The sequence below is a fragment of the Alcanivorax sp. UBA3183 genome, assembly GCF_002364155.1.
Classification (GTDB): Bacteria; Pseudomonadota; Gammaproteobacteria; order Pseudomonadales; family Alcanivoracaceae; genus Alcanivorax; species Alcanivorax jadensis.
The window spans coordinates 114,366-139,471 of the sequence record NZ_DEXN01000009.1; the positions used below are offsets into that span (position 1 = coordinate 114,366).

The window sequence follows — 25,106 nt, forward strand, 5'->3', positions numbered from 1 at the left end:
TTCAGTATTTGTCCATCAGATTCTCGATCACATTCGCCGTGATCTCTGTCAGTTCCATGAACTGGAAACCCACCTGGTATTCCCCGGGAGCATCCAGAATTTCCGACCATACCACCCGGGCATCGAAGCTGATGGTGTTTACCCCGGCAATCTGATCCGGCAACACCATCCCCATATGCAATACTTCGCCATGGGGAAGCTCCCGACGGGTAAACAGCTTGAAGCCATCCAGGCTGATATTCATCAGACGGCCCACGTTACCACCGGTACTGCGATCGAACACCACCATTTCCCGAAACAGCTTCTTGCGCGGGTGGCGGCGATGATCCTTGCGGCTGTCTCTCACATCATTTTCGTCGTCAGCCCTACGCAACACAATGACGACACCGGTAAAATTGCCGGAATCATCGTTGATGGCGTTGCCACGCACCGACAAGGCTACCAGTCCGTCTTCATCCTGTGTGTACAGGCTGTGTTCGTTTTTCCAGCCCTCACCTTGCTGACAGGCCTGACGCAACGGCGAGTCCTTCCACTCCCAGCGACGCTTGCCGGTATCATCATTGAAGATCAGCGCCGCAATATCCTTACCTACCAGTTCATCGCGAGGGCGACGCAGCAGCGCACAGGCTGCCTCATTGCAGAAAGACACCTTGCCGCGGGCATCAGCCCCTATCAGAGCCTCGCCGAGGGCGTGTAGCAGGCGTTCGTTTTCGTCCTTCAGGCGTTTCATCTGTACCACAGCCTGCTGCAGTTTCTTTCGCTGGCGATCCAGCTCAAGAAACACATTGACCTTGGCTTCCAGTATTTTCTGGTCGATGGGCTTGAACAGATAGTCCACCGCGCCACATTCATAGCCCTTGAACACGTATTTCTGCTCTTTGGAGAGGGCGGTAACGAAAATGATGGGGATATGGCGGGTTTTGTTGTTCTTGCGCATCAGCTCGGCGACTTCAAAGCCGTCCATATCCGGCATTTGCACATCCAGCAACACCAGCGCGAAATCATATTTCAGAGCCAGCGAGAGAGCCTCGTTACCTGATTGTGCCATAACGAGGTTACGCCCTTCCCCATCGAGAATTGCTTCAAGGGCGATAAGATTTTCCCTGTGGTCATCCACAACCAAAATGTTTTGCTTCATAGGTCTACTACCCTGGAACCTGTTCTGCCAGAAAGGGCCCGATTGCTTCAAGATCGAGCACTCTGGAAACCGCACCTGTTTTTATTGCCGCTTCGGGCATGGCCGGTGCTTCTGCACTTACCGGTGACTGGGCAATGGTGAACCCGCCACGACGGTGAATATAGTCAATTCCTTTTGCACCATCTTCATTGGCGCCGGTAAGAATAACCCCGACAAGCTGTTTTCCGTAAACCGCCCCCGCGGAAAGAAACAGCTCGTCTACCGATGGGCGAGAAAAGAGTACAGCCCTTCCAGCAGAAAAAGCCAACGTCCCATCCTCTTCTACCAGCATGTGGTACCCCGGTGGGGCCACATAGACACAACCTGGTTGTATTTCTTCCTTGTCTTCTGGCGCGATCACCGGCAGTTGGCAATAGCGGGCCAGCAACCACGGCAAACGATTTTCCGCGCTGGCATGTTGATGCTGAACCAGCAAGATCGCAGCCGGAAAGTCGGCCGGCAACGCCGACAAGATGCGAGTATACGCATTAAGGCCTCCCCAGGAGGCCCCCATGACAATCGCCTTTACCGGCCCGATTCTGTTTATCACGATGAGTTACCGCTGCCCTCCCCGCGTTGGGTTTTTCCGGCTTCGTAGGCGGCACGATGAGCCTGGGCTTCGCGCAGTTTCTCCTGCAATTCGCGCCGCTGTTTGTCCAGACTGAGAAAGAAATCCACTTTGCTCTTTAGGATCAATGGATCCAGGGGTTTAAACAGGTAATCCACAGCCCCAGCCTGGTAGCCCTTGAATACGTATTTCTTTTCCTTGCTGATGGCAGTCACAAAAATAATGGGGATGGTCTGCGTATCCTTGCGCTGACGCATCAATTCTGCAACTTCAAAGCCATCCATGCCTGGCATCTGCACATCCAGAAGCACCAGAGAAATATCTTCCTTAAGCAGAACCTTTAAGGCTTCCTGACCGGAATGCGCCTTGATCAGGGTGCGCCCCTCACCTTCCAGGACTGCCTCCAGCGACACCAGGTTGGCGGGTTGGTCATCCACGAGTAGCAGCTTCTGCACTATCATTGGTTGTCTCTAGTCATGCGTGGTGAAGTAATTGACGCTTGCGGAAAATTCGCAGCGGTGTGTTGATCACATCAAAGGTCTCTTCCTGACCACTGAAACGCAGGCTTTCCTTGGTGCCGAGGCAGAGATAGCCGCCCATGTCCAGGCTGTCACTGAACAGTCGAATCACTCGGGCCTGCAGGGCGCGATCAAAGTAGATCAGCACATTGCGGCACAGGATAACGTGCATTTCACCAAAAACCTGATCCGTTGCCAGGTCATGGTCAGCAAAAACGATATTGCGCTTGAGGCGCTGCTCCATAATCACGCTGTCATAGCGCGCGGTGAAGTAGTCAGACAGTGAGTGTCGCCCCCCTGCCCTGCGATAATTGTCACCATACTGCTTTACCGCCTCAATGGAATAGATCCCTTTTTTGGCGGAGGCCAGCACATTCTTGTCGATATCGGTGGCATAGATCATGGCGCGGTCGTAGAGCCCTTCTTCCTCCAGAAGGATGGCCATGGAATAAATTTCCTCGCCGGTTGAGCAACCGGCATGCCATATCTTGATAAAGGGAAAGGTTTTCAATACCGGCACCACGTCCTCACGGAAGGCCCGGTAGAACTCCGGATCCCGGTACATCTCGGTCACATTGACGGTGAGATCGTTGAGCAGGGTCACGAAGAACGGCCGGTCCCGCAGTACCTTGTCGGTCATTTCCATGATCGAGGCGAAGCCGGACATGGTCATCCGATGCATGACCCGGCGACGAATGGAGGCCTTGCTGTAGGAGCGAAAATCGTACCCGTACATCTGGTAGATAGCCTCCAGCAACAGCCGGATCTCGATATCCTCCACATTGATCTCATCATCATCGATGGGGTACGGCTCAGCCATTTATTGATCCTCCAGGGCCTACTTGTGGAGCCAAACCCGCAACAGCGAGGTGAGTTTTGCCATATCAATCGGCTTGGAGCAATAATCGTTGGCGCCCGCCTGAATACATTTGGCCCGGTCGTCCTTCATGGCCTTGGCGGTGAGTGCCAGCATCGGCAGTTTCTGGAAGCGGGCCTGCTCGCGGATATGCGTCATGGCCTCATAGCCATCCATCTCCGGCATCATGATATCCATCAGCACGATATCCATATCCGGGTGCTCTTCCAGAACATCCAGTGCTTCTCGACCATTGTTGGCAATGGTGATATCAAAACCCAGCTCTTCAAGCTGGGCCGACAGCGCATAGATATTGCGCATATCATCATCCACCAGCAGTAGCTGCTTACCTTCGAAAATATCGTCACGATGCTCGATGGCATCCGTGCTGGTGCGGCGGTTGGCCGGCAACGTGGACTCCAGCCAGTGCAGGAACAGGGACGCTTCATTCAGCAGCCGCTCATGAGAGCGCTCTGTCTTGAGAATGATCCGGTCAGCGTATTTGCGCAGCTTCGCTTCTTCTTCCCGGGTCATGTCTTTGCCGGTGTAAATGACCACCGGAACGCTGTCATAGCTTTCACTGGCATGAAGGGTTTCCAGCAGTTCGAAACCGCTCATGTCTGGCAGAGTCAAATCCAGAATCATGCAGTCGAACACGGTTTCACGCAGGGCTTTCAGCGCCTCCTCACCACTGGTTGCAGCCGTGATTTCCACCCCTTTCTGGTCAAACAGCTCGCGAATACTCTCGTGCTGGATCTCGCTGTCTTCCACCACCAGCAAACGGCGCACATTGGTTTCGATGGCACCTTCAATCTTGGCAAAGGCAGAGAGGATGTCATCCTGCTTGGCCGGCTTGGTAAGGAAATCGATGGCACCCAGTTCGAGGGCTTTCTTGCGCTCATCACGTCCCGACAGAAAATGCACAGGAATATCCTTGGTGCGCGGGTCTGCCTTGAGTTTTTCCATCACTTCCCAGCCATCAATGCCCGGCAGGCCGATATCCAGAATGATGGCACTGGGGCGGTAGTGGCTGGCGTATTCAAGTGCTGCCTCCCCGTCCGAACAGATATGCCCTTCCAGCCCATAGTCGGCGGCCAATTCCAGCAAGACATTGGCGAATTCGCTGTCATCCTCGACGATCAGTACGGTCTTTTCGCGTACAACGAAATCATCCCGGGCTGTTTCCGCATGCGTCAGTGGTGCGGTATGCGCTTCCGCATTCGTGCCAATATCTGCTTCCTGGGTCGCACCGCTGGCTGACGCTTCCATGGACTCCTCGGAGCCTTCTGGCAGATACAGCATGAAGGTAGAACCCGTGCCTTCCCCGTCACTGTAAAGGCTGATTTCGCCGCCCAGCAGGCGTGCCAGCTCCCGGGAAATGGTCAGCCCCAGGCCGGTACCGCCATATTTCCGGCTGGTAGTCCCATCTGCTTGCTGGAAGGCCTCGAAGATCAGCTTCTGTTTTTCCGACGCAATGCCAGTCCCAGTATCGGTCACAGCAAACTTGATCGTCTGGTCACGCAGCAACTGGCGAGAAGGCAGTGATTCGTCTTCCTCCGGGCGGGCAATGGTCAGCGTCACCGAACCTTGCTCGGTGAATTTCAGGGCGTTGGAAAGCAGATTCTTGATGATCTGCTCCAGGCGCTGACGATCGGTGTAGAAGTAATCGGGCAGGTTGTCGCCCAGATTGACGTGAAAATCCAGATTGCGACTTTCCGCCACATGGGCAAAGTTGCGCCGGAAATGCTCACTAATTTCCTGCGGTGACAGGTCATCAATGATGACATCCATCTTGCCTTCCTCGATCTTGGAAATATCGAGGATATCGTTGATCAGGCTGAGAAGATCCGAGCCGGCAGAATGGATTACCTGGGCGTGTTCTACCTGTTTATCATCCAGATTGCCTTTCTTGTTCTGGCCCAGCGCATTGGAGAGAATCAGGATCGAGTTGAGCGGCGTCCGCAGTTCGTGGCTCATGGTGGAGAGGAACTCGGATTTGTACTTGGAGGACATTTCCAGTTCGCGGATCTTGTCTTCCAGCTCGTGGCGCAGCAGCTCAAGCTCGTCATTCTTCTGCGCCATCTCACTCTTCTGTTCAGTAAGCAAACGCGCCTGGGCTTCCAGCTCTTCGTTGGTAACGCGCAATTCTTCCTGCTGAGCCTGCAAACTCTCTTCAGACGCGCGCAAGGCCTGGGTCTGTGACTCCAGCTCCTCGTTGATCGCCTTGAGTTCTTCCTGCTGCTGCTGCAGGCGTGACTCCGAAGCAGACAGCTCCATGGCCTGCTCTTCCAGGTCTTCATTGACCTGGGCCATCTCTTCTTTCTGTCGCTCAAGAGCGACAGCCTGCTCCTGGGTCTGTTCAAGCATTTGCGCGAGACGCATGCGGCTTTGCACGCTATGCACAGACACCGCGATTACGGACACGCATTGTTCCAGGAATGTCAGGTCTTCGTCACTGAATTCACGGAAAGCGCCGATTTCGAGCACGCCCTTGATCTCATCATCATGGACAACCGGCATCACCATCACATTGCGAGCCTGCCCGGCGCCGGTTCCGGAAGCGATACTGATGTAATCCTCCGGCACCTGCTCCAGGAGGATACTTTTGCGTTCCAGTGCGCACTGGCCAACCAAAGACTCGCCCAGCTTGAAGGTGTTGGCCAGATGCTTGCGCCGCTGCATGGCATAGGAACTACTCAGGGTGAGCTGCTCGGTGGATGGGTCGAAGCTGTAAAACGCCCCCACCTGAGCTTCCAGTACCGGCACCAGGAAACTGAGCATGTTGTTGCCCAGCTGCTCAAAGCTCATCTCACCACGCATGCGGTTGTTGAGCTCAGCCAGATGATTCTTGATGGTTTCCTGGCGGCGGTCCTCGGTGTGGCGCTTTATCAGCGAGTCACGCATCTTGCGAATGGCGTGCAGCAGGTGGCCAGTCTCGTCACGGCCTCCCTTTTCAATCTTGGTATCCCACTTGCCATTGGCAATATTATCGGCCGCGTTCACTGCGCCTTCCAGTGGCAAGGTAATGGCGCGTGTGACACGCAGGGCAATCAGGGCCAATAAGGTAAAGGCAACCAGCCCAAGGAACAGGCCGATTTTCTGGGTACTGAGATTATCGGAACGACTGGAATTGAGCGTGTCGCGAAACGCTTCGTAGCGTTGCTTCTCAAACGCTTTCTGGTGGGTCTCGTAGGCATCCTGCAGGCTGCGAACATGGCTGATGCGCTGATACAGATCATCCGAAGCCGTATCGTTGTCAATCAGGCTGCGCGCCAGAGTGGTGGCTTCACCAATGTAGGCACTGAAACTACTGCGCAAGTCTTCAACGCTGCCTGACAGGCTGGGGTCGGTGCGACGGATATCCGCCAGCCGTTGCTCGAACTCGGCGGCACGACTCTGCGCTTCCTGTAAGAGATCCGGATCAGCCTGGGTGATGGCCGCAATAAAGGACTCACTGATGGCAATGAAATCCACATTGTTGGCGTTAACCAGCTCCAGAACCGGGAAGTCCTGACTCTCGATCCGTTTCAGATGATCAATATTGGTTTCGGCAATGTAGAAGCTGTAGGCCGCATAGACCACAAACAACACAATACCCAGTCCGGCCACAGACAGAATCTTCAGCCGCACAGACAGGTTCTGGAACCAGTTCATTCAGATAGCCCTCTCGCCTTTCCGGCTTTTTGTTCTCAGTGCCCCCCCGAAAGGGCTAAGCCTGAATCCGCGATCAGATTGCAGAAGCAGGCTAAGACTAAAGTGTGAGGCTACCAGAAAGCCTGGCAACACGGCAATAAAGTGCCTGAAGTTGCGTAACCAGGTGGTTGATTTGGCTGGAATTATTTTCGACTAGCGGTGATGGCAAATGATACTGGAGATGGAGGGTATAGCAGGAAGGGTAAAGCTGGTGCCCGGGGCGGGACTTGAACCCGCACGACCAAAGGTCAACGGATTTTAAGTCCGTTGCGTCTACCAATTTCGCCACCCGGGCGGTGACCGTGCAGGTCAATAATTGGAGGCGCGGGTCGGAATCGAACCGGCGTTAACGGAGTTGCAGTCCGCTGCATAACCACTCTGCCACCGCGCCTTTAAACTGTTTACCAAGAAAAAACCTCGGCGGAACCGAGGTTTTTGAAAACTTGGAGCGGGAAACGAGATTCGAACTCGCGACCCCAACCTTGGCAAGGTTGTGCTCTACCAGCTGAGCTATTCCCGCTTTTTTCTGCCCCGAATCATGCGTCGTTGCGGGGAAGAATTCTACTCATCGCCCTCCCACTGTCAAGCCGGACCTGATTGTTTTTTCTGATTTTTCAGCACTTTGACTAAAAAATCCCCGATTCGCACCGCCCTCGGCACCAGGCAGGCTGCCACGGCCGACTCAGTCCCCGCTTTTCAGTAACTCGGGGGCTGCCGCACGCAGATAGGAGCCCATGGACCAGAGGGTCAACGCCGTAGCCAGATACAGCAGGCCATAACTGAGCCACAACCAGGGGGTCATGACGATATCGCCAAACGCATCGAAACCAGGCTTCTGGGCCAGCAACAGGGTGATGGCTGTCATCTGGGTCACCGTCTTGATCTTGCCGAGCTGACTTACCGCCACTCTGCCCCGCTGCCCCAGTTCTGCCATCCACTCACGCAGGGCAGACACTGCAATTTCCCGGGAAACGATCACCATGGCGGGCACCGCCAGCCATGCCGTAGCATGAATCTGTACCAGCATCACCAGGGCCACGCCAACGATCAGCTTGTCCGCCACCGGATCCAGAAAGGCCCCCAGGGGGCTGGTCTGATTCAGGCGCCGTGCCAGGTAGCCGTCCAACCAGTCGGTCACACCCGCAGCCAGAAACAGGGCCGCCGCACACATGTCGCTCCATTTGAACGGCAAATAGAACACCAGAACCAGAACGGGAATTGCCAATACACGAATCATGGTCAGAATATTGGGCAAATTCAGGATCGGGCTCGTTTTCTGCATAGGGACTACCGCCAAAATAAGGGCCTGTTGATACGCTGCTCGGCCGTCGCACACCTGAAAAAGCATGGGGAGCGGCACGAACGCAGGGCATGGCCAGCCTCAACACCCGCGGAACTGGAACACAGCGGGCACTAACAGGCCGAAAGGACCAGTATAACGGAAAGCCGACTGTGACTCATTGCCGATTTTGCGACCAGCGCCTAGTCATGAAACCAATCGTAGAGAGTTTGCGCCATCTGGGCATTGATACCCGGCACCCGCGCCAGCTCTCCGGCGGAGGCATTGCGCAACTGTTTGAGGCCGCCAAAATGTGTCAGCAGCGCCTTGCGGCGCTTCGGGCCAATACCGGGAATCTCGTCCAGGGAGGACTGCTTGCGAGTCTTGCCGCGTCGGGCTCGATGCCCGGTTAGTGCAAACCGGTGGGCCTCATCACGGACCTGTTGCAGCAGATGCAACGCGGAATGGGATGGCCCCGGCACCAGCTCCTGCCCATCAGGCAAATACAACACTTCAAAGCCTGGCCGCCGACTGGGCCCCTTACCAATGCCCATCACCCGAACCCGGTCTTGAAGACCCAGCTCCTGCGCCACATCCCAGGCGCGCTGCATCTGCCCCTTACCACCATCGATCAGCAACAGATCCGGCAATCTGCCCTGCTCCTTGATTACCCGCTGATAGCGACGTCGCACCGCCTCTTCCAGCGCTTCATAGTCATCCCCGGCATGGGCCGGGGCCACGTTGAAGTGCCGGTAGTCGGTTTTCCTGGCTCCCTGCTGATCGAAGACAACACAGGACGCCACCGCTTTCTCACCCTGGGTATGGCTGATATCAAAACACTCGATGCGACGCACCGGCTCATCCGCCCCAAGCAACGCTTCAAGAGACAGAAAACGCTGCTCCATGTGCTCGCGGGCCGCCAGTTCCGCTGCCAGGGATTGCTGGGCATTGGTCTGGGCCATGTCGATCCAGGCAGCCCGCTCGCCTCTTACTCGCCAGGCCAGACGAACCTTCTTGCCCCAATGGCCGCTCAAAGCCTGCTGCAACGCCTCCGCGCTGGTGGGCTCCAGACCCAGCAGGATTTCCTGAGGCTGCACCGGATCTTCCCGGTCGCCCAGGTAATACTGGGCCAGGAACGCTTCCAGAATTTCGTTTTGATCCTCTTCGCCACGGGTATCCGGCCGGAAGGTGCGGTGGCCAAGAATCCGGCCACCGCGAATCATCAACACTTCAACCACTGCCAGGCCATGACGGCTATCAATGGCCACCACATCCAGATTGCCCTGACCGGTTTCCGCGTATTGCTTCTGCTGTACAGATTGAATCGCCGCTAGCTGGTCGCGCACGATCGCGGCCCGCTCGAAATCCAGAGACTGGGACGCGGCATCCATTTCCGCACTAAGCTGCTCGACCACTTCCCTACTGCGGCCATCGAGGAAGTCCATGGCCAGTTTCACCTGATGGGCATAGGCTTCCTCGCTGACCAGACCAACGCAGGGGGCGGTACAGCGATTGATCTGATGCTGCAGGCAGGGCCGTGTCCGGTTGCGGAAGTAGCTGTCGCTGCAATTGCGCACCCGAAAGACTTTTTCCACCAGGGAAAGCGCTTCCCGTACTGCACCACCACTGGGGTAAGGGCCGAAATAGTGACTGCCGCTGCGACGGCTACCTCGATGAAAGGTGATGCGCGGGAACCGGTCCGCGGAGGTGATACGAATGTAGGGATAGGATTTGTCGTCGCGCAGCAGAATGTTATAGGGCGGCCGCAGCTCCTTGATCAGCGATTGCTCCAGCAGCAAGGCTTCTGCCTCGCTGCCGGTGACCGTAGTCTGGACACTGGCAATACGGCCTACCAAAGCCCGGGTCTTCGCGCTGGTGATGTTCTTCTGGAAATAACTGCTCAGACGCGCCTGTAAATTACGCGCCTTGCCCACATAAAGGACGTCACCGCCATCATTGAGCATGCGATAGACGCCCGGCTTGCGGGCGCAATGATCCAGAAAATGTTGGGGATCGAACTCTGACAAGGGATAGGTCTCGGCCAGTTACTGCACCAAAAGTGTAACAGTTCCGGCCGGCCTATTACTCCCTTTTGCGTTCAGGAAACGGTGTTCTCTACCGCATCCAGCATGCCATGGCGCACTGCCAGCAACGCCATTTCCACATCGCTGGTCACGCCCAGCTTGTCGAAAATGCGATAACGGTAAGTATTGACGGTTTTCGGAGACAGGCAAAGTTTATCGGCCACATCCTGCACTTTGTGGCAGTTGACGATCATCATCATGATCTGCAACTCACGCTCTGAGAGCATATCCAGCAGGGATACATCATCGCCAGTGTAAGGCTTGAGGGCCATGGTCTGGGCAATTTCCGGGCTGATATAACGTTGCCCGGTGGTGACAATCTTGATGGCGCGGACCATTTCTTCCAGGTCCGCACCCTTGGTCATATAGCCTGCGGCACCGGCTTTCATCAGGCGGGAAGGAAAGGGCTCTTCCTCACACATGGTCACGGCGATGACACGAACACCCTCGTCCACGCGCAACAATTTACGGGTTGCTTCAAGACCACCGATACCCGGCATCTTGATGTCCATCAGCACCACATCCGGCACGGTATCCTTGGCCATCTGCACTGCCTGCTCGCCGGAGCTGGCTTCGCCAACCACCCGCAAGCCTTCCACTTCATCCAGCATTCTGGCAATGCCGGTTCTGACCAGATCATGGTCGTCCACTACCAATACTTTGATCATTACTGCTTCCCCCGGGTAATTCCTTTACCCACTTCTTTTTCAGTAAGGCACGAAGGGTAGCGTCTGTGCACCCGCATGCATAGGGTCTTGATATCAAACGATGACATTCCTCACGCCACCCCGGATATTTCCATTCTTGTATGCCCAGCATCCATGCAAAGCAACTATTTTCCAAATCACGACCCAGCCTCGCACAGACCCAAACCAGAACCTGTTAGCCATTGGTCGCGTTGACGCCCGGACTAAAAGCACTAACCATAGGCGTTAACCTGCGCCCCAACGGGCTACCAACAGCGACAATGACAAAGGACACCCCATGAGCGCAATCGTCCTGCTTCTGCTCGGCCTGGGTGGCATGGCCGCCGGCTATTTATTCTACTCCCGCTTTATCGCCACGCGCATCTACAAGCTCGACCCCAATTTTCGCACTCCGGCCCACGAATTCGAGGACGGCGTGGATTTCGTGCCCACCAACCGCTTTGTGCTGTGGGGCCATCACTTCACCTCTGTGGCCGGCGCCGCACCGATTGTCGGGCCTGCCATCGCGGTAATCTGGGGCTGGCTGCCCGCCTTCCTGTGGGTGGTTTTCGGCACCATCTTCTTTGCCGGCGTCCACGACAGTGGCGCCCTGTGGGCCAGCGTACGCAATAGAGCCAAATCCGTTGGCGCCCTGACTGGCGAGGTTGTCGGTCGCCGTGCCCGCACAGTGTTCATGATCGTCATCTTCCTGGTGTTGCTGATGGTCAACGCGGTTTTCGGGGTAGTCATTGCCAAACTGCTGATCAACAACCCCGGCGCCGTCGTGCCGGTGTGGGGCGCCATCGCTGTGGCACTGGTGATCGGCCAGTTGATCTACCGGCGGGTTATCGGCCTGGGTGTGGTTTCCATAGTCGGCGTCATAGCCCTCTACAGCCTTATCTATGTGGGCCCGCAGGTCCCGGTGGAATTGCCGGAACAGGTCGTGGGTCTGTCCGCCAATGCAAGCTGGATACTGCTGCTGTTCGGCTATGCCGCCATCGCCTCCCTGCTGCCGGTGTGGGTGCTGTTGCAGCCACGGGATTACATCAACGGTCTGCAATTATTTGTCGGCCTGATCCTGCTCTACGGCGCCGTGCTCATCGGCAACCCGCAAGTGGTGGCGCCGATGATCAATCATGATGTTCCCGCCGGCACGCCTTCCCTGCTACCTCTGTTGTTTGTCACCATCGCCTGCGGCGCCATCTCCGGCTTCCATGGCCTGGTGGCGTCCGGCACCAGCTCCAAACAACTGGACAAGGAGCCGGATGCCCGTTTTGTCGGCTATTTCGGTGCGGTGGGTGAAGGGGCCCTGGCCCTGGCAGCGATCATTGCGGCGACTGCCGGCTTCGCCACTCTAGCTGACTGGCAGGCCGTCTACACCGCCTTTGGTGATGGCAGCCTCACCGCCTTTGTTAATGGCGGCGCCAATATCCTGGCCGGCGGTACCGGCATGGATGTGGGGGTGGCGGCAACGTTATTGACCGTGATGGCTGCCCTGTTTGCCGGCACCACCATGGATACCGGCTTGCGGCTGCAACGCTATATCTTCCAGGAATGGGGTGAAATCTATCAGCAAAAATGGCTGACCCTCCCCCTGCCCGCCACCCTGTTGGCGGTAGCTAGCTGCCTGCTGCTGGCCTTTGGTGCCGGCGGTGCGGATGGCTCGGGGGGCCTGCTGATCTGGCCGCTTTTCGGGACCACCAACCAGTTGCTCGCCGGCCTCACACTGCTGGTGATTACCATCATGCTGGTCAAACGCGGCCGACCCGCCATTTATACCCTGGCGCCACTGGTATTCCTGCTGGTAATGACCCTGTACGCGCTGCTGATCCAGTTGAAGAGCTTCTATGACAAGTCCGACTGGTTCCTGCTGGGCCTGGACCTGGTAGTCCTGGTGGCAGCCCTGCTGGTCACACTGGAGTGCGCCGCTGCCCTGAAACGAGCCTTCAACGCCCCACCGGAGAGAATCTGATGCCAGGCAAGACGCGGCTGTTTTTCCGCCGCCTGGGAGAACTGGGCGCCCAGTACTACAACGCCCCCTACCGGGCGGCCATTGCCCGCGCCAAACGGGATGAGGAAGATCTGTTCATGTTGCTGGTATTTGCCGAAATGATGGGTGTGCCCAACCCCGCTGCCTGGAGCACGCTGGAGCTGCAACCGCTGCTCATGGACCGCTTCCACGACTGGCATACCCGTATGGGCATGGAACGTTCACCGCTTGACCATTTCCGCTGCTGCTGATGGCTGCAACGTTACTGGATCTGGATCGACTGCTGACGGAAAAATCCCTGCTGATGGTCGGCGGCAAGGGCGGCGTGGGAAAAACCACGACCGCCTCGGCCCTGGCCCTGCGCGCCGCCGACCAGGGACGCCAGGTGCTGCTGGTATCCACCGACCCGGCCCACAGTCTGGCCGACGCCTTCGACCGCCCCATCGGCAACCGCCCTACCCGCCTGGCCCCCAATCTGGTTGCCCTGGAGCTGGACCCGGATCAGGAAGTGGATGCGTATCTGGATCGGGTCAGCGCCCAGATGCGCCGCTTCGCCGGCCCGGACCAGGTGCGGGAACTGGAGAAGCAACTGCGCCTGAGTCGCCAGTCTCCTGGTGCTCAGGAAGCTGCCCTGCTGGAGCGTATCGCCCGCACCATTGACGAAGACAGCCGCGACTTCGACCTGCTGATTTTTGATACCGCGCCTACCGGCCACACCCTGCGGCTACTGAGCCTGCCGGAAGTGATGGCCGCCTGGACCGATGGTCTGCTGCGCCATACTGAAAAGGCACGGACACTGGGCAAGGTGCTCGGTCACCTGACCCCCGGCAAGGACCTGGACAGCCCGCTGCAGGACCCCACCGAGCACGCCACCGCCGATCTGGATCCCCGAAGCCGGGAAGTCGCGGAAACATTGATGGCCAGGCAGCGTTTATTCCACCGCACCCGCAGACAGCTCAGTGATCCGCTGCACACCGCCTTTCTGTTTGTGCTGACCCCGGAGCGGCTACCCATTCTGGAAACCGCCCGTGCCGTAGCGACACTTTCCGACAGCCATATCCCGGTAGCCGGGGCCATCGTCAACCGGGTGCTTGCCGATGCCGCTGACAGTGCCTTTTTCGCCGCCCGGCTGGCACGCCAGCAACGACATATGATCCAACTGGATGAGGCTTTCAAGGGGCTACCCAGAATCCACTTGCCGCTGCTGGAAGACGATATTCAAGGGCTGGATGCGCTTCAAAATTTCGCCGCCCTGCTGGGAGCGACGGTCTAGGTCGGCCTGTTTCGAGCGTTCCATTCCAGTTATGCGCTGCCCAGTTGACTGACCATAAAAAAGCCCGCACTCATTTGAGTGCGGGCTTCTTGTTTGGCGGAGGGGGTGGGATTTGAACCCACGGACGGTCTCCCGTCGCCGGTTTTCAAGACCGGTGCATTCGGCCACTCTGCCACCCCTCCGAACAGGTCAGCAATAATACATGAGCAACAAAGTCAGTCAATCGCGGTACGCAAATCAGGATGGCAAATGGTTGAAAGTTAACCAAAACCGACGTTCACCGACGTCCTTTTGGTCTACTGAAGATAAATCCGTTATTGATAACCATGACGCTACAGATGCCGGCATCACGATGATGACGATATCCACTTTCTTGGCGCGACAAATTTCCCCAAAGGGCTGCCGCGGCTCTCCCCCTCGTAAAACCACAAAAAACAAGGCTTTTCGCCTGCTTTCATTGCTTGATTTTGACGCGGCCGCCCTTATTATCACAGGTACAATTCGCAGGATGAGTGCAAACACATGAATAACCAGACAAACCCCTATTCCGTATCCTCGCACGGTGCTGCCGTCACCGGGGAACGTGCGGCCCAGGTATTGAAGAACACCTACATGCTGCTGGGGCTGTCACTGATTGTAGCTACCGGTGCATCCTGGTTTGCCATGGCCAGCAACATCGGTTTTGTCAACGTATGGCTGACCCTCGGCGTCTACTTCGGCCTGCTATTCGCCACCAATATGCTCCGCAATAGCGCCTGGGGCATCCTGGCCGTATTCGGTCTGACCGGCTGGCTGGGCTTTACCACTGGCCCGATCATCAACATGTACGCGCAAATGCCTGGCGGCATGGAAACCGTGACCATGGCTCTGGGCGGTACTGCAGGGATCTTCGTGGCCATGTCAGCCATCGCTCTGGTGACCAAGAAAGACTTCAGCTTCATGACCAATTTCATCATGGTCGGTATTCTGGTGGCTTTTGTTGCGGCAATCGCCAATATCTTCTTCGCCATCCCGGCACTTGCCCTGGCGATCTCCGCCGCTTTCGTATTGCTGTCCTCAATGCTGATCTTGTGGCAGACCAGCGCCATCATTCACGGCGGCGAGACTAACTACATCATGGCCACGGTGACCTTGTTCGTGTCCCTGTATAACCTCTTCATGTCTCTGCTGCACCTGCTCACCGCCCTCGGCGGCGACGATTGATGCGGTTTGCCCTTCTGGTCAATGCGGCGGCGGATTCCGCCGCCGCACTGACCGCTCTCCACACCGCCCAAGCCCTGCTGGGCCACTCAGATCACCAACTTTATCGCCTCTTTTTCTACCGGGATGCCGTGCACCTGGCACATCGTCATGCTTGGAGTGCTGACGGAGCCCAAGCCAATGCGGCCCAGCAATGGCAACAATGGCTGGCTGACAACCCGCTGGACGCGGTGGTTTGTGTGGGGGCGGCACAGCGCCGGGGAGTGGTAGCGGATACCCTGGCGGACGGTTTCTCCCTGGCCGGACTGGGACAGTGGGCAGATGCCCTGATTCACAGCGATCGGGTAATACAGTTTGGCTAATCAGATTCTCTATATCGCCAGTGGCAGCACACCGCTTTCCAGCCAGTTTCAGGAAACCCTGGATATGTTGTTGACGGGTGCAGCCTTCGGCCAGCCCACGATCCTGTGGCTCACCGAAGACTGCCTACAGCAACTGCAATTGGCACCCAGCGACAGCCTGGCACAGCTGCCGGACTTCGGCGTACGCTGTGTCACCGAGGGTCTGGCGCCGGTCGCTACAATCCCGGTGGAGACTCTCGACTCGCAATCTTTGCAGACGCTGCGCGACGAGTGCGGTCAGGTTCTGGTGTTCTAAGGCGATGATTCACCTGATAGGTTTCACCCCGGACAGCCCCCAGCGCCAGGTATTTGAAAGCCTGTATCGGGAAGGCGATATCTGTGTCTTCAGCGATGCTGGCCTGTTGTTTGCTTCACGGTTGTCTCTGCAAGGCGACGGTTACCTGCTTCAGCATCCCGCACTGGCCCTGCCAGACAGCCCTTTGCCGGTTATCGACCATGCCCGGCTGCTGGAGCTGGTCGCCGAACATGGCCCTTGTACCAGTTGGTATTGATATAACGCTCACACGCAGTACGCTGCTCGCAACTTGCACTCCTGCCGGGCATCTACGAGGTTGACCATGACTGAACATGCTTTTGCCCCCTTTGTACGGACGCTTGGCCGCGGCAAACGGGCCCGGCGCAGCCTCACCCGGGAGGAAGCCCGGGAGGCCATGCAAGCCATTCTGGATGGCCAGGTGGAGGATATTCAGCTTGGCGCTTTCCTGATGCTGCTACGGGTAAAGGAAGAAACCCCGGAGGAGCTGGCCGGCTTTCTGGATGCCTGCCGCCCGGTTTGTTATCAGGCACTGGAAACCCTGCCGGACGTGCAGCTGGACTGGCCCAGCTATGCGGGCAAGAAGAAACACCACCCCTGGTACCTACTGGCTGCCTTGTTGCTGGCCAACCAGGGCATCCGCACCCTGCTCCACGGTGGCCCCGCCCACACTCCCAACCGGGTTTACAGTGACCAGCTGCTGCCACAACTGGGGCTGCCGGTAGCTGGTTCGCCACAGGAGGCCGCCGCGCATCTGGATCAACATGGCCTGGCGTATCTGCCACTGGAGACCTTCTGCGCGCCTCTATCGCGTTTGCTGACCCTGCGCTACTTCCTGGGCCTGCGCTCCCCCATCAACACCCTGGCGCGTAGCCTCAACCCGTCCAGAGCCCCCCTGTCCATGCAGAGCGTCTTCCACCCGGCCTATATCGAGCTGCACCAGGGCGCAGCCGACCTGGCCGGCGATCAGGACCTGCTGCTGTTCAAGGGCGAAGGCGGCGAACTGGAAATCCGCCCGGACGCCCGCACCCAGATCACCGGCATCCGCCACGGTGAACATCTGGAAGGCGCAGCCGTTCTGGACAACGTCATGCCACGGCAAAGCCCCCCTGGCGAGCCGGATGCACAAACGGTGCGGGCGGTATGGCGTGGCGAGCAGAGCGATGACTATGGCGAAAATGCAGTGATCCAGACCGTAGCGGTAGCGCTATGGGGGCTGGACCGGGCGGCTTCCCTGGAGCAGGCGCAGGAGCAGGCACGTGAGTTGTGGCAAAACAGGGACAAGGGACTAATTGATAATGGATAGTTGAGAATTGATAACTACGAATCAACGCGGCACCACCTGAAACACAAGAGGCCGCGCTCAAGCCATGAGCGCGGCCTCTTGTGTACGAGCGACTGATTCCCTCTCACGCGCCGTTATCAATTATCCATTCTCAATTATCAATTGCCCTTCCCAAACCATTCAAACTGCGAATGCAGGCTCACCACGCTGCCGACAATAATCAACGTGGGTGCATGGATTTCGCGGCCTTCAATCTGATCCGGCAGGCTATCCAGGGTGCCGGTGATCACTTCCTGAAGATTGGTGGTGCCTCGGGAGACCAGCCCTATTGGCGTGTCCCCGGCGCGACCGTGTTCCATCAACTTGCTGCAGATCTGTCGCAGACCGACCAGCCCCATGTAAAACACCACGGTTTCGGTTTCACTGACCAGGTGCGGCCAGTCCAGATCCACCGTGCCATCTTTGCGGTGGCCAGTAACGAAACGGACGGACTGGGCATGATCCCGGTGGGTAAGCGGGATACCGGCATAAGCGGCACAACCGCTGGCCGCAGTAATGCCCGGCACCACCTGAAAGTCGATGCCTTCGGCCACGATCAGGTCGATTTCCTCACCACCACGACCGAAGATAAAAGGATCACCTCCTTTAAGGCGGCACACCTTCTTGCCCTGTTTGGCGTAGTGGACCAACAGTTCGTTGATGTTGTCCTGGGGCAAGGCATGCTTGTCGCGGGCCTTGCCCACGTAGACCAGCTCCGCATCCCGACGGGCAAGATCCACAATGCCCTTACCCACCAGGCGGTCATAGAGAACCACATCCGCTTTCTGCAACAGGCGCAGAGCCCTGAAGGTGAGCAAATCCGGGTCACCGGGACCGGCACCCACCAGATACACCTCCCCTCGACTGAGTCGTGACGCATCCGCCGCCTCAATGGCCTCGGCAAGCATGACTTCCGCCTCACTGTCCTTGCCGGCCATGACCTTCTCGACCAGCGGCCCCTCCAGGGCCTGCTCCCAGAACAGACGGCGGGCGCCCACATTGTTGAGCTTGTCCTTGAGGGGCTGGCGAAACCTGGCCATCAGGTCGGCAAGACGGCCCCAGCGAGCCGGCAACATTGACTCCAGCTGGCTGCGCAGCTTGCGCGCCAGTACCGGCGAGGCGCCAGAGGAGCTAATGCTGATCAGTACCGGCGAACGATCCACAATAGCCGGGAAAATGAAGTCACCCAGGGACGGGTTGTCCACCACATTGACCGGCAATCCCCGAGCCTGGGCCTGCTGCGCCACCGCCGCATTCACCGCCGGGTCATCGGTGGCGCAGATAACCAGTGTCTGTCCGGTCAGATCGCTACTTTCAAAGGCCCGCTCATGGATGACACCCTGGCTTTGCACCGCAATGTCGCGCAGATCCGCGCACACATCGGGAGCAACTACGCTCACCTTTGCACCGGATCGATGCAGAAGACGCCCTTTGCGCAGGGCCACTTCACCGCCCCCCACAAGCAGGGCCGATTTGCCCTGCAGTCGCCAGCTGATTGGTAGGAATTCCATCAATGCTCCCGGTTTTAATGAGCAGGAGCGTGCTACTGCAGTCGCTCCAGGCCTCTCATGTAAGGGCGCAATGCCTCCGGTACGGTCACGGAACCATCGTCATTCTGATAGTTCTCCAGGATCGCCACCAGTGTACGCCCTACTGCCAGACCAGACCCATTCAAAGTGTGTACCAGTTCGGGCTTGCCGGTTTCCGGGTTGCGCCAGCGGGCCTGCATGCGGCGCGCCTGATAGTCGCGGAAATTGGAGCAAGAGGAAATTTCCCGGTAACGCTGCTGACTAGGCAGCCATACCTCGATGTCATAGGTCTTGGATGAGGAGAAGCCCAGATCACCACCGCAAAGGATCACCACCCGGTAAGGCAAATCCAGCTTCTGCAGAATCGCTTCCGCATGACCGGTCAGGGCTTCCAGGGCCGCATCGGATTCTTCCGGGCGTACCAGTTGCACCAGCTCCACCTTTTCGAACTGGTGCTGGCGGATCATGCCGCGGGTGTCCTTGCCATGGCTGCCCGCTTCAGAGCGGAAACAGGGGGTATGGCAGGTATAACGGCGGGGCAGCGCCTCCGCATCGAGAATCTCGTCAGCGGCCAGATTGGTGACCGGCACCTCGGCGGTGGGAATCAGATACAGCTCGCGCTCACCTTCCATCTTGAACAGGTCATCCGCGAACTTAGGCAGCTGGCCGGTGCCGCGCAGGGCTTCCGGCCCCACCAGATAAGGCACATAGACTTCTTCATAGCCATGTTCGCTGCTGTGAATGTCGAGCATGAAGTCGATCAGCGCCCGATGCAGACGGGCCAGGCCACCGGTCATTACCGCAAAGCGGCTGCCGGAGAGTTTGGCGGCACGCTCGAAATCGAGACCGCCCTGCCCCAGCGCCTCGCCCACATCCACGTGGTCCTTGGGCTCGAAGGTAAAGGTCTTCGGTGTGCCCCACTGACGCACTTCCACGTTGTCGTCTTCGTCATTGCCGGCAGGCACGGCGTCCTGAGGCACATTGGGAATGCCCATCAGGAAATCACGGATTTCTTCCTGAATTGCCTTGGCGTTGGCCACTTCCTGATCCAGCTCCTGATCGATGGTCTTCAGGGATTCGGCCACCTGGGCCTTGGCCTGCTCCACATCCATGCCGGACTGGATCAGCTGGCCCACCTGCTTGGAGGCTTTCTTGCGCTCGGCTTGCAGATCCTGAGAGCGCACGTCGGCCTGTTTGCGGCAGGCATCCAGGGCGGCAAAGGCGTCCAGATCCAGATCAAAACCACGCTTGGCCAGCGCTGCCTTGATGGCGTCACCGTCCTGTCGCAGGGCACGAATATCCAGCATGTTTGTTTTACTCCAAGCAAAAAACGCCCGACGCCAGATGCCTGACGCAAGACGCTGATAAGATTCTTTCCCGTAGGAGCTACGCTTGCATGACGAACGCCAGTCAGGGCGTTATCGCAAGCAAGTTCGCCATGCAAGCATAGCTCCTACGGTGTATTTTTCCGGCAGTGGTTACTCGAAGAGCAGCCGCCCCAGGAGCAACCCCAGCCCACCCAGGCAAAAACAGACCAGCACCGACGCCAGCCCGTAGCCCGCCGCCATGCCAAAAGCTTTCATTTCCACCAATCGAACCAGTTCGAAAGAAAAGGTGGAAAAGGTTGTCAGGGCGCCGAGCATGCCGGTCATCAGGGCCAGGCGCCAGAGCTCCCCCACCGGCAGGCTGGCCAGTGCCACGGCCAGAAAGCCGAACAGAAAGCTGCCCACCAGATTCACCCCGAAGGTGGCCCAGGGCCAGGTCGGCATGGACGGCACGCCGATCCACAAGGTGGTGGCAAATCGCAGACAGGCGCCAATGGCACCACCTCCGGCAACCGCCAACCAGGGCGCCAGGGTCGCCAAACTCATGGCTCCTCTCCGTAACGCTGCCAATCGCTCTCTGCATTCAGGCCGCGAAGGCGAGCCAGCTTTTCCGACACCTTGATCTCCAACCCGCGATTAACTGGTTCATATAAGCGGGTTCCACTGAGGCTAGCTGGAAAATAGTTTTCCCCGGCCACAAAGGCATCCGGAAAATCGTGGGCATAATGATACTCGGCGCCGAAGCCTTCGTCTTTCATCAACTGGGTAGGGGCGTTGCGCAGATGCAGCGGCACCTCGTCAGTGGGATGGTCGCGCACCAGTGCACGGGCCTGATTGTAGGCCTTGTAGACCGCATTGCTCTTGGGCGCCACCGCCAGGTAGGCAATGGCCTGGGCAATGGCCAACTCCCCTTCCGGGCTGCCCAGCCGCTCCTGCACATCCCAGGCCTGCAGGCACAGAGTTAGCGCTCTGGGATCGGCATTGGCCACTTCTTCACTGGCCATCCTCACTACGCGGCGGGCAATGTACAGGGGGTCACAGCCACCGTCCAGCATGCGGGCAAACCAGTACAGAGCGGCATCCGGGTCAGAGCCGCGAACGGACTTGTGTAGCGCGCTGATCTGGTCATAAAACAGATCCCCGCCCTTGTCGAAACGTCGTACCGCATCGCGCAGTACTTCGCGCATCAGTTCTGCATCAATGACGGGCGTCTCGCCATCGGCCAGATCCGCCGCCACTTCAAGCATGTTGAGCAGGCGCCGGGCATCGCCATCAGCGTAGTTGAGCAATAACTCGCGGGCTTCATCATCAAGCTGCATGCCCTTCAGGCTTGGCTCCGCCAGAGCCCGCGCCAGCAGACCGCGCAGATCATCCGAAGTCAGCGATCGTAGCCGGTATACCCGGGCCCGGGACAGCAAGGCGTTGTTGAGCTCGAAGGAGGGGTTTTCTGTGGTGGCACCGATAAAGGTAATGGTGCCCTCTTCCACGTGGGGCAGAAAGGCATCCTGCTGGGCCTTGTTGAAACGATGCACTTCGTCCACGAACAGCACCGTGCGGCGGCCCTGTCCCAGGCGAACCTGGGCCTGCTCCACCGCGGCACGGATATCCTTGACCCCGGACAGTACTGCAGAAAGGGTAATAAACGCCGCATCCACTGCCTGGGCCAGAATCAGGGCCAGGGTGGTTTTGCCCGTGCCGGGCGGGCCCCACAGAATCATGGAATGCAGTTGTCCGCGCTCAAGCGCCTGCCGAAACGGCTTACCGTCGCCCACCAGATGCTGCTGGCCCACGTACTCGTCCAGCGAGGTGGGACGCAGGCGCGCCGCCAGGGGCTGGGCCTGCTGGGCAGCATCGGTGGCGAACAGGTCGTTCATTGCTGTTGCTGAATGACATCCGTGCCTTCCGGCGGCACGAAGTTGAAAAGGGAGTCATCAATGCCGCTGTTAACGGTCAGGTCGCGAAAATCAATCACGGTCTGCTGACCCAGGGCATCCTGGAGGCGCATGGAGCTGGGCTGGTCGCCCTGGAAGGTCACATCCAACTGGTCAAACAACGGATCCTTGCCTTTTGGCTTCAGCCGATAGGTAATCCTTTCTGCCTCCCGGCTGCGCTCGGAAATGGTGAAGGCTTCGGCCACATCCGCGGGCTTGCCACCAAACAGCAAGGCCGGCGTCTGACCCAGATCCTGGCTGAGAGGGCGCACGACTACCTGCTCCAGATCCTGGTCATAGACCCAGACGGTATTGCCATCGGACACTGCCAGTTGCTCGAAGGGCATCTCCGTGGACCAGTAAAAGCGGTTGCCCCGGGCCACCTGAAACTCCCCTTCCGCTTCCTGCATTTGGGTGCCGCCCTGATCCAGCACCATCTGTTCGAACTCACCCTTCATGGACTCCAGCTTCTGCAGCTTGGACAACAGTTCGTCAGTGGGTGCCGCCCACAGCAGGGTTGGCATGATCAATAGTCCGGTTACCAGATTACGCATCAAAACTCCTTGTTATACCGGCGGCGGTGCCAGCACTTCGCGCTGACCATTATTCCCCGCCTCAGTCACAACCCCGGCCATTTCCATGGCTTCCACCAGACGGGCGGCACGGTTGTAGCCGATTTTCAGTTTCCGCTGCACGGAAGAAATGGAGGCCCGGCGCGACTGGGTCACGTAAGCCACCGCCTCGTCGTAAAGCGGGTCGTTTTCGTCATCACTCCCACCACCGGCACTTTCCATACCGGGCATGGGCGCATTGAGGTCGCTGCCGCCATCGAGAATTTCTTCCAGATAGTTCGGCTCACCACGCTTGCGCCAATCGTCACAGACACGGTGTACCTCTTCATCTGAGACAAAGGCACCGTGAACCCGTTCCGGAACACTTTTGCCGCCGGGCAAATAAAGCATGTCCCCATGGCCGAGCAGTTGCTCCGCCCCGCCCTGATCCAGCACCGTACGGGAATCGATCTTGGAGGATACCTGGAAGCCGATCCGGGACGGGACGTTGGCCTTGATCAGGCCGGTAATCACGTCCACGGACGGGCGCTGGGTGGCCAGAATCAGGTGGATGCCGGCGGCCCGGGCCTTCTGGGCGATACGGGCGATCAGCTCTTCCACCTTCTTGCCGACGATCATCATCATGTCGGCAAATTCATCGATTACGATGACGATATACGGCAAATGCTCCGCCAGAGGGGCTTCTTCCTCCAGATTCATGGGGTCGTCGGGCTTCCAGAGCGGGTCCTTGAGTGGCTGGCCGGCCTTTTTGGCATCCGCCACCTTGCGGTTGTAGCCGGAAAGGTTACGCACGCCCATGGAGGCCATCAGGCGATAACGCCGCTCCATCTCACCAACCCCCCAGCGCAGGGCTCCGGCAGCTTCCTTCATATCGGTAACCACCGGGGTTAGCAGGTGAGGTATACCGTCGTAGACCGCCAGCTCGAGCATCTTCGGGTCAATCAGGATCAGCCGCACATCTTCCGGACTGGATTTGAACAGCATGGACAGCAACATGGCGTTCACACCCACCGACTTACCGGAGCCGGTGGTGCCCGCCACCAGCATATGGGGCATTTTCGCCAGATCCGCCATGACCGGGTTACCAGCAATATCCTTGCCCAACGCCATAGTCAGCGGTGACTGTGACTGATCGAACATTTGTGTGCCGACCACCTCAGTAAAACGAATCATTTCCCGCTGTTCGTTGGGAATTTCGATGCCAACCGTGGTTTTGCCGGGAATCACTTCCACCACTCGCACACTGATCACGGCCAGAGAGCGAGCCAGATCCTTGGCCAGGTTGGTAATCTTGGACACCTTGATACCCGGGGCCGGCTGGATCTCGAAACGGGTAATCACCGGCCCAGGCTGCACAGCCACTACTTCGGCCTCGATATTGAAGTCTTTAAGCTTGATTTCCAGCAGGCGGGACATGCCCTCAAGCGCTTCCTCAGAGAAACCGCCCTTGGCCTCTTCCATCGGGTCCAGCAGCACCAACGGCGGCAGTTCGCCGCTCACTTCGGTGGTGAACAGCTTCTGCTGCTTCTCTTTATGAACTCTGGCGCTCTTCTCCACCGGCTTGGCAGGCTTGGCAATCTTCGGCGGTGTGCGGGTTTCCGCTTTCTTCTTGGCCTCGCTGATTACCTTGGCGCGCTTTTCATGGGCCTGTTTCTTCTGCTGGGCCTCTTCACGTTTCTTGCGTCGCGCCTGCCACCAGGCGGGGATTTTCTCGAACGCAGCCAGCACCATGGCGCCAAGGCCTTCAGCCAGGGCAATCCACGACAGATCGGTAAAGATGGTGACCCCGATCAGGAACAGGGCAACCATAATCAGGCTGCCGCCAAGGGGGTTGAAGCTGGCCAGCGCCGCGGCGCCGACTTCGTGGCCGAGAATCCCGCCGGCGCCTTCAGGCAGTGCATCACCCACGGTGAAGTGCATGTAAGACAACGCGGTGCCGGCCAGCATGGTCAACACGAAGCCTACCAACCGCAGGCTGAATAGTGGCCAGCTGCCAGGCAAGCCCGCGTGACGTTCACGCAGCACCTTGGTGGCCCAGAAGCCCACCAGCACTGGAAACAGGTACGCCATATAGCCGAACAGACCCAGCAACAGATCGGCGCTGAATGCGCCGGCACGGCCGGCAGCATTGCGCACCGCGTCAACGTTGCCCACGTAGGACCAACCCGGATCACGGCTGTCGAAGCTGATCAGCGCCAGCAGCAGATACAGGCACAGGGCGATCAGAGCAATCACCATGCCCTCGATCAAGCCGCGCTTGAGATGGCGGGAAAACCCGGACTGTCCTTGCCCGGCAACCGTTTTACTCACGCCTTACCCCTTGAGTTGATAAAGTCTTAAAGAAGTGCCGATAACGAATTGAAATTATTGCGATTGTAGTCAATCCCGCTGGGAGCGGCCAGCTTTGTCGCCCCGCCACTGGCGGG

The 25,106-nt window shown here is 58.2% G+C and carries 23 protein-coding genes and 4 tRNA genes; 9 read left to right on the forward strand and 18 right to left on the reverse strand.

Going from position 1 to position 25,106, the window contains the following annotated elements; all coding sequences use genetic code 11:
- Position 1 precedes the first annotated feature (1 nt).
- From B3Q33_RS03640 to uvrY, 11 genes are all read right to left on the reverse strand, one after another.
- Complete coding sequence (locus B3Q33_RS03640) at positions 2 to 1,138, reverse strand: response regulator (protein WP_035244467.1); 1,137 nt, start codon at positions 1,136 to 1,138, stop codon at positions 2 to 4.
- A gap of 7 nt (positions 1,139 to 1,145) precedes the next feature.
- A complete protein-coding gene (locus B3Q33_RS03645; RefSeq protein ID WP_232221957.1) occupies positions 1,146 to 1,727 on the reverse strand; it encodes a chemotaxis protein CheB in 582 nt (193 codons plus the stop codon).
- Complete coding sequence (locus tag B3Q33_RS03650; RefSeq protein WP_035244471.1) at positions 1,724 to 2,206, reverse strand: response regulator; 483 nt, start codon at positions 2,204 to 2,206, stop codon at positions 1,724 to 1,726. The genes B3Q33_RS03645 and B3Q33_RS03650 overlap by 4 nt, the downstream gene beginning before the upstream one ends.
- A 13-nt stretch (positions 2,207 to 2,219) precedes the next feature.
- Positions 2,220 to 3,083 (reverse strand): CheR family methyltransferase, encoded by an 864-nt coding sequence (locus B3Q33_RS03655; protein WP_035244473.1) that lies wholly within the window; start codon positions 3,081 to 3,083, stop codon positions 2,220 to 2,222.
- Positions 3,084 to 3,101: 18 nt separating this feature from the next.
- Positions 3,102 to 6,773, reverse strand: a complete 3,672-nt coding sequence (locus B3Q33_RS03660) for a response regulator (RefSeq protein WP_272961775.1) — start codon at positions 6,771 to 6,773, stop codon at positions 3,102 to 3,104.
- Between the two features lie 248 nt (positions 6,774 to 7,021).
- A tRNA-Leu gene (locus tag B3Q33_RS03665) sits at positions 7,022 to 7,107 on the reverse strand.
- Positions 7,108 to 7,129: 22 nt separating this feature from the next.
- Positions 7,130 to 7,203, reverse strand: a tRNA-Cys gene (locus tag B3Q33_RS03670).
- 53 nt (positions 7,204 to 7,256) lie between these two features.
- Positions 7,257 to 7,332, reverse strand: a tRNA-Gly gene (locus tag B3Q33_RS03675).
- 162 nt (positions 7,333 to 7,494) lie between these two features.
- Entirely contained in the window at positions 7,495 to 8,094 is a 600-nt protein-coding gene (gene pgsA / locus B3Q33_RS03680) for a CDP-diacylglycerol--glycerol-3-phosphate 3-phosphatidyltransferase (protein WP_084573356.1), read from the reverse strand.
- A 200-nt stretch (positions 8,095 to 8,294) separates the two neighbouring features.
- On the reverse strand, positions 8,295 to 10,118 hold the full coding sequence (gene uvrC, locus B3Q33_RS03685) for an excinuclease ABC subunit UvrC (RefSeq protein ID WP_272961774.1): 1,824 nt from the start codon (positions 10,116 to 10,118) through the stop codon (positions 8,295 to 8,297).
- A 71-nt stretch (positions 10,119 to 10,189) separates the two neighbouring features.
- A complete protein-coding gene (uvrY, locus tag B3Q33_RS03690) occupies positions 10,190 to 10,843 on the reverse strand; it encodes a UvrY/SirA/GacA family response regulator transcription factor (RefSeq protein ID WP_272961773.1) in 654 nt (217 codons plus the stop codon).
- A 316-nt stretch (positions 10,844 to 11,159) separates the two neighbouring features.
- Here uvrY and B3Q33_RS03695 point away from each other — a divergent pair, with 316 nt between their 5' ends.
- Genes B3Q33_RS03695 through B3Q33_RS03705 form a run of 3 tightly spaced genes read left to right on the forward strand, consistent with a single transcriptional unit; the run spans position 11,160 to position 14,124 of the window.
- Complete coding sequence (locus tag B3Q33_RS03695; RefSeq protein WP_272975205.1) at positions 11,160 to 12,833, forward strand: carbon starvation CstA family protein; 1,674 nt, start codon at positions 11,160 to 11,162, stop codon at positions 12,831 to 12,833.
- Positions 12,833 to 13,102 (forward strand): cory-CC-star protein, encoded by a 270-nt coding sequence (locus B3Q33_RS03700; protein WP_052042422.1) that lies wholly within the window; start codon positions 12,833 to 12,835, stop codon positions 13,100 to 13,102. Before B3Q33_RS03695 ends, B3Q33_RS03700 begins: the two co-directional genes overlap by 1 nt.
- The gene (locus B3Q33_RS03705; RefSeq protein ID WP_272961771.1) at positions 13,102 to 14,124 is read left to right on the forward strand and encodes an ArsA family ATPase; all 1,023 of its coding nucleotides are present in this window, start codon (positions 13,102 to 13,104) and stop codon (positions 14,122 to 14,124) included. Before B3Q33_RS03700 ends, B3Q33_RS03705 begins: the two co-directional genes overlap by 1 nt.
- 94 nt (positions 14,125 to 14,218) lie before the next feature.
- Here the strand turns inward: B3Q33_RS03705 and B3Q33_RS03710 are convergent.
- Positions 14,219 to 14,306: transfer RNA gene (locus B3Q33_RS03710), tRNA-Ser, on the reverse strand.
- 20 nt (positions 14,307 to 14,326) lie between these two features.
- On the opposite strand from B3Q33_RS03710, the gene B3Q33_RS03715 reads away from it, so the two are divergent.
- From B3Q33_RS03715 to B3Q33_RS03740, 6 genes are all read left to right on the forward strand, one after another.
- On the forward strand, positions 14,327 to 14,650 hold the full coding sequence (locus B3Q33_RS03715) for a hypothetical protein (protein WP_272961770.1): 324 nt from the start codon (positions 14,327 to 14,329) through the stop codon (positions 14,648 to 14,650).
- Positions 14,647 to 15,327, forward strand: coding sequence for a Bax inhibitor-1/YccA family protein (locus B3Q33_RS03720; protein ID WP_035244483.1), 681 nt, complete (start codon positions 14,647 to 14,649; stop codon positions 15,325 to 15,327). The genes B3Q33_RS03715 and B3Q33_RS03720 overlap by 4 nt, the downstream gene beginning before the upstream one ends.
- The gene (gene tusD, locus B3Q33_RS03725) at positions 15,327 to 15,686 is read left to right on the forward strand and encodes a sulfurtransferase complex subunit TusD (RefSeq protein WP_272961769.1); all 360 of its coding nucleotides are present in this window, start codon (positions 15,327 to 15,329) and stop codon (positions 15,684 to 15,686) included. Before B3Q33_RS03720 ends, tusD begins: the two co-directional genes overlap by 1 nt.
- A complete protein-coding gene (locus tag B3Q33_RS03730) occupies positions 15,679 to 15,981 on the forward strand; it encodes a hypothetical protein (protein ID WP_272961768.1) in 303 nt (100 codons plus the stop codon). The genes tusD and B3Q33_RS03730 overlap by 8 nt, the downstream gene beginning before the upstream one ends.
- 4 nt (positions 15,982 to 15,985) lie before the next feature.
- Entirely contained in the window at positions 15,986 to 16,237 is a 252-nt protein-coding gene (locus tag B3Q33_RS03735; protein ID WP_272961767.1) for a hypothetical protein, read from the forward strand.
- Positions 16,238 to 16,303: 66 nt separating this feature from the next.
- On the forward strand, positions 16,304 to 17,305 hold the full coding sequence (locus B3Q33_RS03740; protein WP_272961766.1) for a glycosyl transferase family protein: 1,002 nt from the start codon (positions 16,304 to 16,306) through the stop codon (positions 17,303 to 17,305).
- A 137-nt stretch (positions 17,306 to 17,442) separates the two neighbouring features.
- On the opposite strand, the gene cysG is transcribed toward B3Q33_RS03740, so the two are convergent.
- The 6 genes from cysG to B3Q33_RS03770 form a co-directional block, all read right to left on the reverse strand.
- The gene (gene cysG / locus B3Q33_RS03745; RefSeq protein WP_035244489.1) at positions 17,443 to 18,834 is read right to left on the reverse strand and encodes a siroheme synthase CysG; all 1,392 of its coding nucleotides are present in this window, start codon (positions 18,832 to 18,834) and stop codon (positions 17,443 to 17,445) included.
- A 32-nt stretch (positions 18,835 to 18,866) separates the two neighbouring features.
- Entirely contained in the window at positions 18,867 to 20,159 is a 1,293-nt protein-coding gene (gene serS / locus B3Q33_RS03750; RefSeq protein ID WP_035244490.1) for a serine--tRNA ligase, read from the reverse strand.
- 171 nt (positions 20,160 to 20,330) lie between these two features.
- On the reverse strand, positions 20,331 to 20,723 hold the full coding sequence (locus B3Q33_RS03755) for a fluoride efflux transporter FluC (protein WP_035244491.1): 393 nt from the start codon (positions 20,721 to 20,723) through the stop codon (positions 20,331 to 20,333).
- Complete coding sequence (locus B3Q33_RS03760) at positions 20,720 to 22,051, reverse strand: replication-associated recombination protein A (RefSeq protein ID WP_052042423.1); 1,332 nt, start codon at positions 22,049 to 22,051, stop codon at positions 20,720 to 20,722. The genes B3Q33_RS03755 and B3Q33_RS03760 overlap by 4 nt, the downstream gene beginning before the upstream one ends.
- Complete coding sequence (lolA, locus tag B3Q33_RS03765; RefSeq protein ID WP_272961765.1) at positions 22,048 to 22,662, reverse strand: outer membrane lipoprotein chaperone LolA; 615 nt, start codon at positions 22,660 to 22,662, stop codon at positions 22,048 to 22,050. Before lolA ends, B3Q33_RS03760 begins: the two co-directional genes overlap by 4 nt.
- 12 nt (positions 22,663 to 22,674) lie before the next feature.
- Positions 22,675 to 24,990: a DNA translocase FtsK gene (locus B3Q33_RS03770; RefSeq protein WP_272961764.1), complete on the reverse strand. Its 2,316-nt coding sequence runs from the start codon at positions 24,988 to 24,990 to the stop codon at positions 22,675 to 22,677.
- Positions 24,991 to 25,106 lie beyond the last annotated feature (116 nt).

Excerpts from the sequence above, each read along its gene's own strand:
- B3Q33_RS03700 (WP_052042422.1), top strand. The coding sequence starts at position 12,833 with ATGCCAGGCAAGACGCGGCTGTTTTTCCGCCGCCTGGGAGAACTGGGC.
- tusD (WP_272961769.1), top strand. The coding sequence starts at position 15,327 with ATGCGGTTTGCCCTTCTGGTCAATGCGGCGGCGGATTCCGCCGCCGCA.
- uvrY (WP_272961773.1), bottom strand. The coding sequence starts at position 10,843 with ATGATCAAAGTATTGGTAGTGGACGACCATGATCTGGTCAGAACCGGC.
- cysG (WP_035244489.1), bottom strand. The coding sequence starts at position 18,834 with ATGGAATTCCTACCAATCAGCTGGCGACTGCAGGGCAAATCGGCCCTG.
- B3Q33_RS03655 (WP_035244473.1), bottom strand. The coding sequence starts at position 3,083 with ATGGCTGAGCCGTACCCCATCGATGATGATGAGATCAATGTGGAGGAT.
- B3Q33_RS03720 (WP_035244483.1), top strand. The coding sequence starts at position 14,647 with ATGAATAACCAGACAAACCCCTATTCCGTATCCTCGCACGGTGCTGCC.
- B3Q33_RS03640 (WP_035244467.1), bottom strand. The coding sequence starts at position 1,138 with ATGAAGCAAAACATTTTGGTTGTGGATGACCACAGGGAAAATCTTATC.
- B3Q33_RS03760 (WP_052042423.1), bottom strand. The coding sequence starts at position 22,051 with ATGAACGACCTGTTCGCCACCGATGCTGCCCAGCAGGCCCAGCCCCTG.
- B3Q33_RS03705 (WP_272961771.1), top strand. The coding sequence starts at position 13,102 with ATGGCTGCAACGTTACTGGATCTGGATCGACTGCTGACGGAAAAATCC.
- B3Q33_RS03735 (WP_272961767.1), top strand. The coding sequence starts at position 15,986 with ATGATTCACCTGATAGGTTTCACCCCGGACAGCCCCCAGCGCCAGGTA.
- B3Q33_RS03755 (WP_035244491.1), bottom strand. The coding sequence starts at position 20,723 with ATGAGTTTGGCGACCCTGGCGCCCTGGTTGGCGGTTGCCGGAGGTGGT.
- pgsA (WP_084573356.1), bottom strand. The coding sequence starts at position 8,094 with ATGCAGAAAACGAGCCCGATCCTGAATTTGCCCAATATTCTGACCATG.
- B3Q33_RS03695 (WP_272975205.1), top strand. The coding sequence starts at position 11,160 with ATGAGCGCAATCGTCCTGCTTCTGCTCGGCCTGGGTGGCATGGCCGCC.
- serS (WP_035244490.1), bottom strand. The coding sequence starts at position 20,159 with ATGCTGGATATTCGTGCCCTGCGACAGGACGGTGACGCCATCAAGGCA.
- B3Q33_RS03715 (WP_272961770.1), top strand. The coding sequence starts at position 14,327 with ATGAGCAACAAAGTCAGTCAATCGCGGTACGCAAATCAGGATGGCAAA.
- B3Q33_RS03740 (WP_272961766.1), top strand. The coding sequence starts at position 16,304 with ATGACTGAACATGCTTTTGCCCCCTTTGTACGGACGCTTGGCCGCGGC.
- B3Q33_RS03650 (WP_035244471.1), bottom strand. The coding sequence starts at position 2,206 with ATGATAGTGCAGAAGCTGCTACTCGTGGATGACCAACCCGCCAACCTG.
- B3Q33_RS03660 (WP_272961775.1), bottom strand. The coding sequence starts at position 6,773 with ATGAACTGGTTCCAGAACCTGTCTGTGCGGCTGAAGATTCTGTCTGTG.
- lolA (WP_272961765.1), bottom strand. The coding sequence starts at position 22,662 with ATGCGTAATCTGGTAACCGGACTATTGATCATGCCAACCCTGCTGTGG.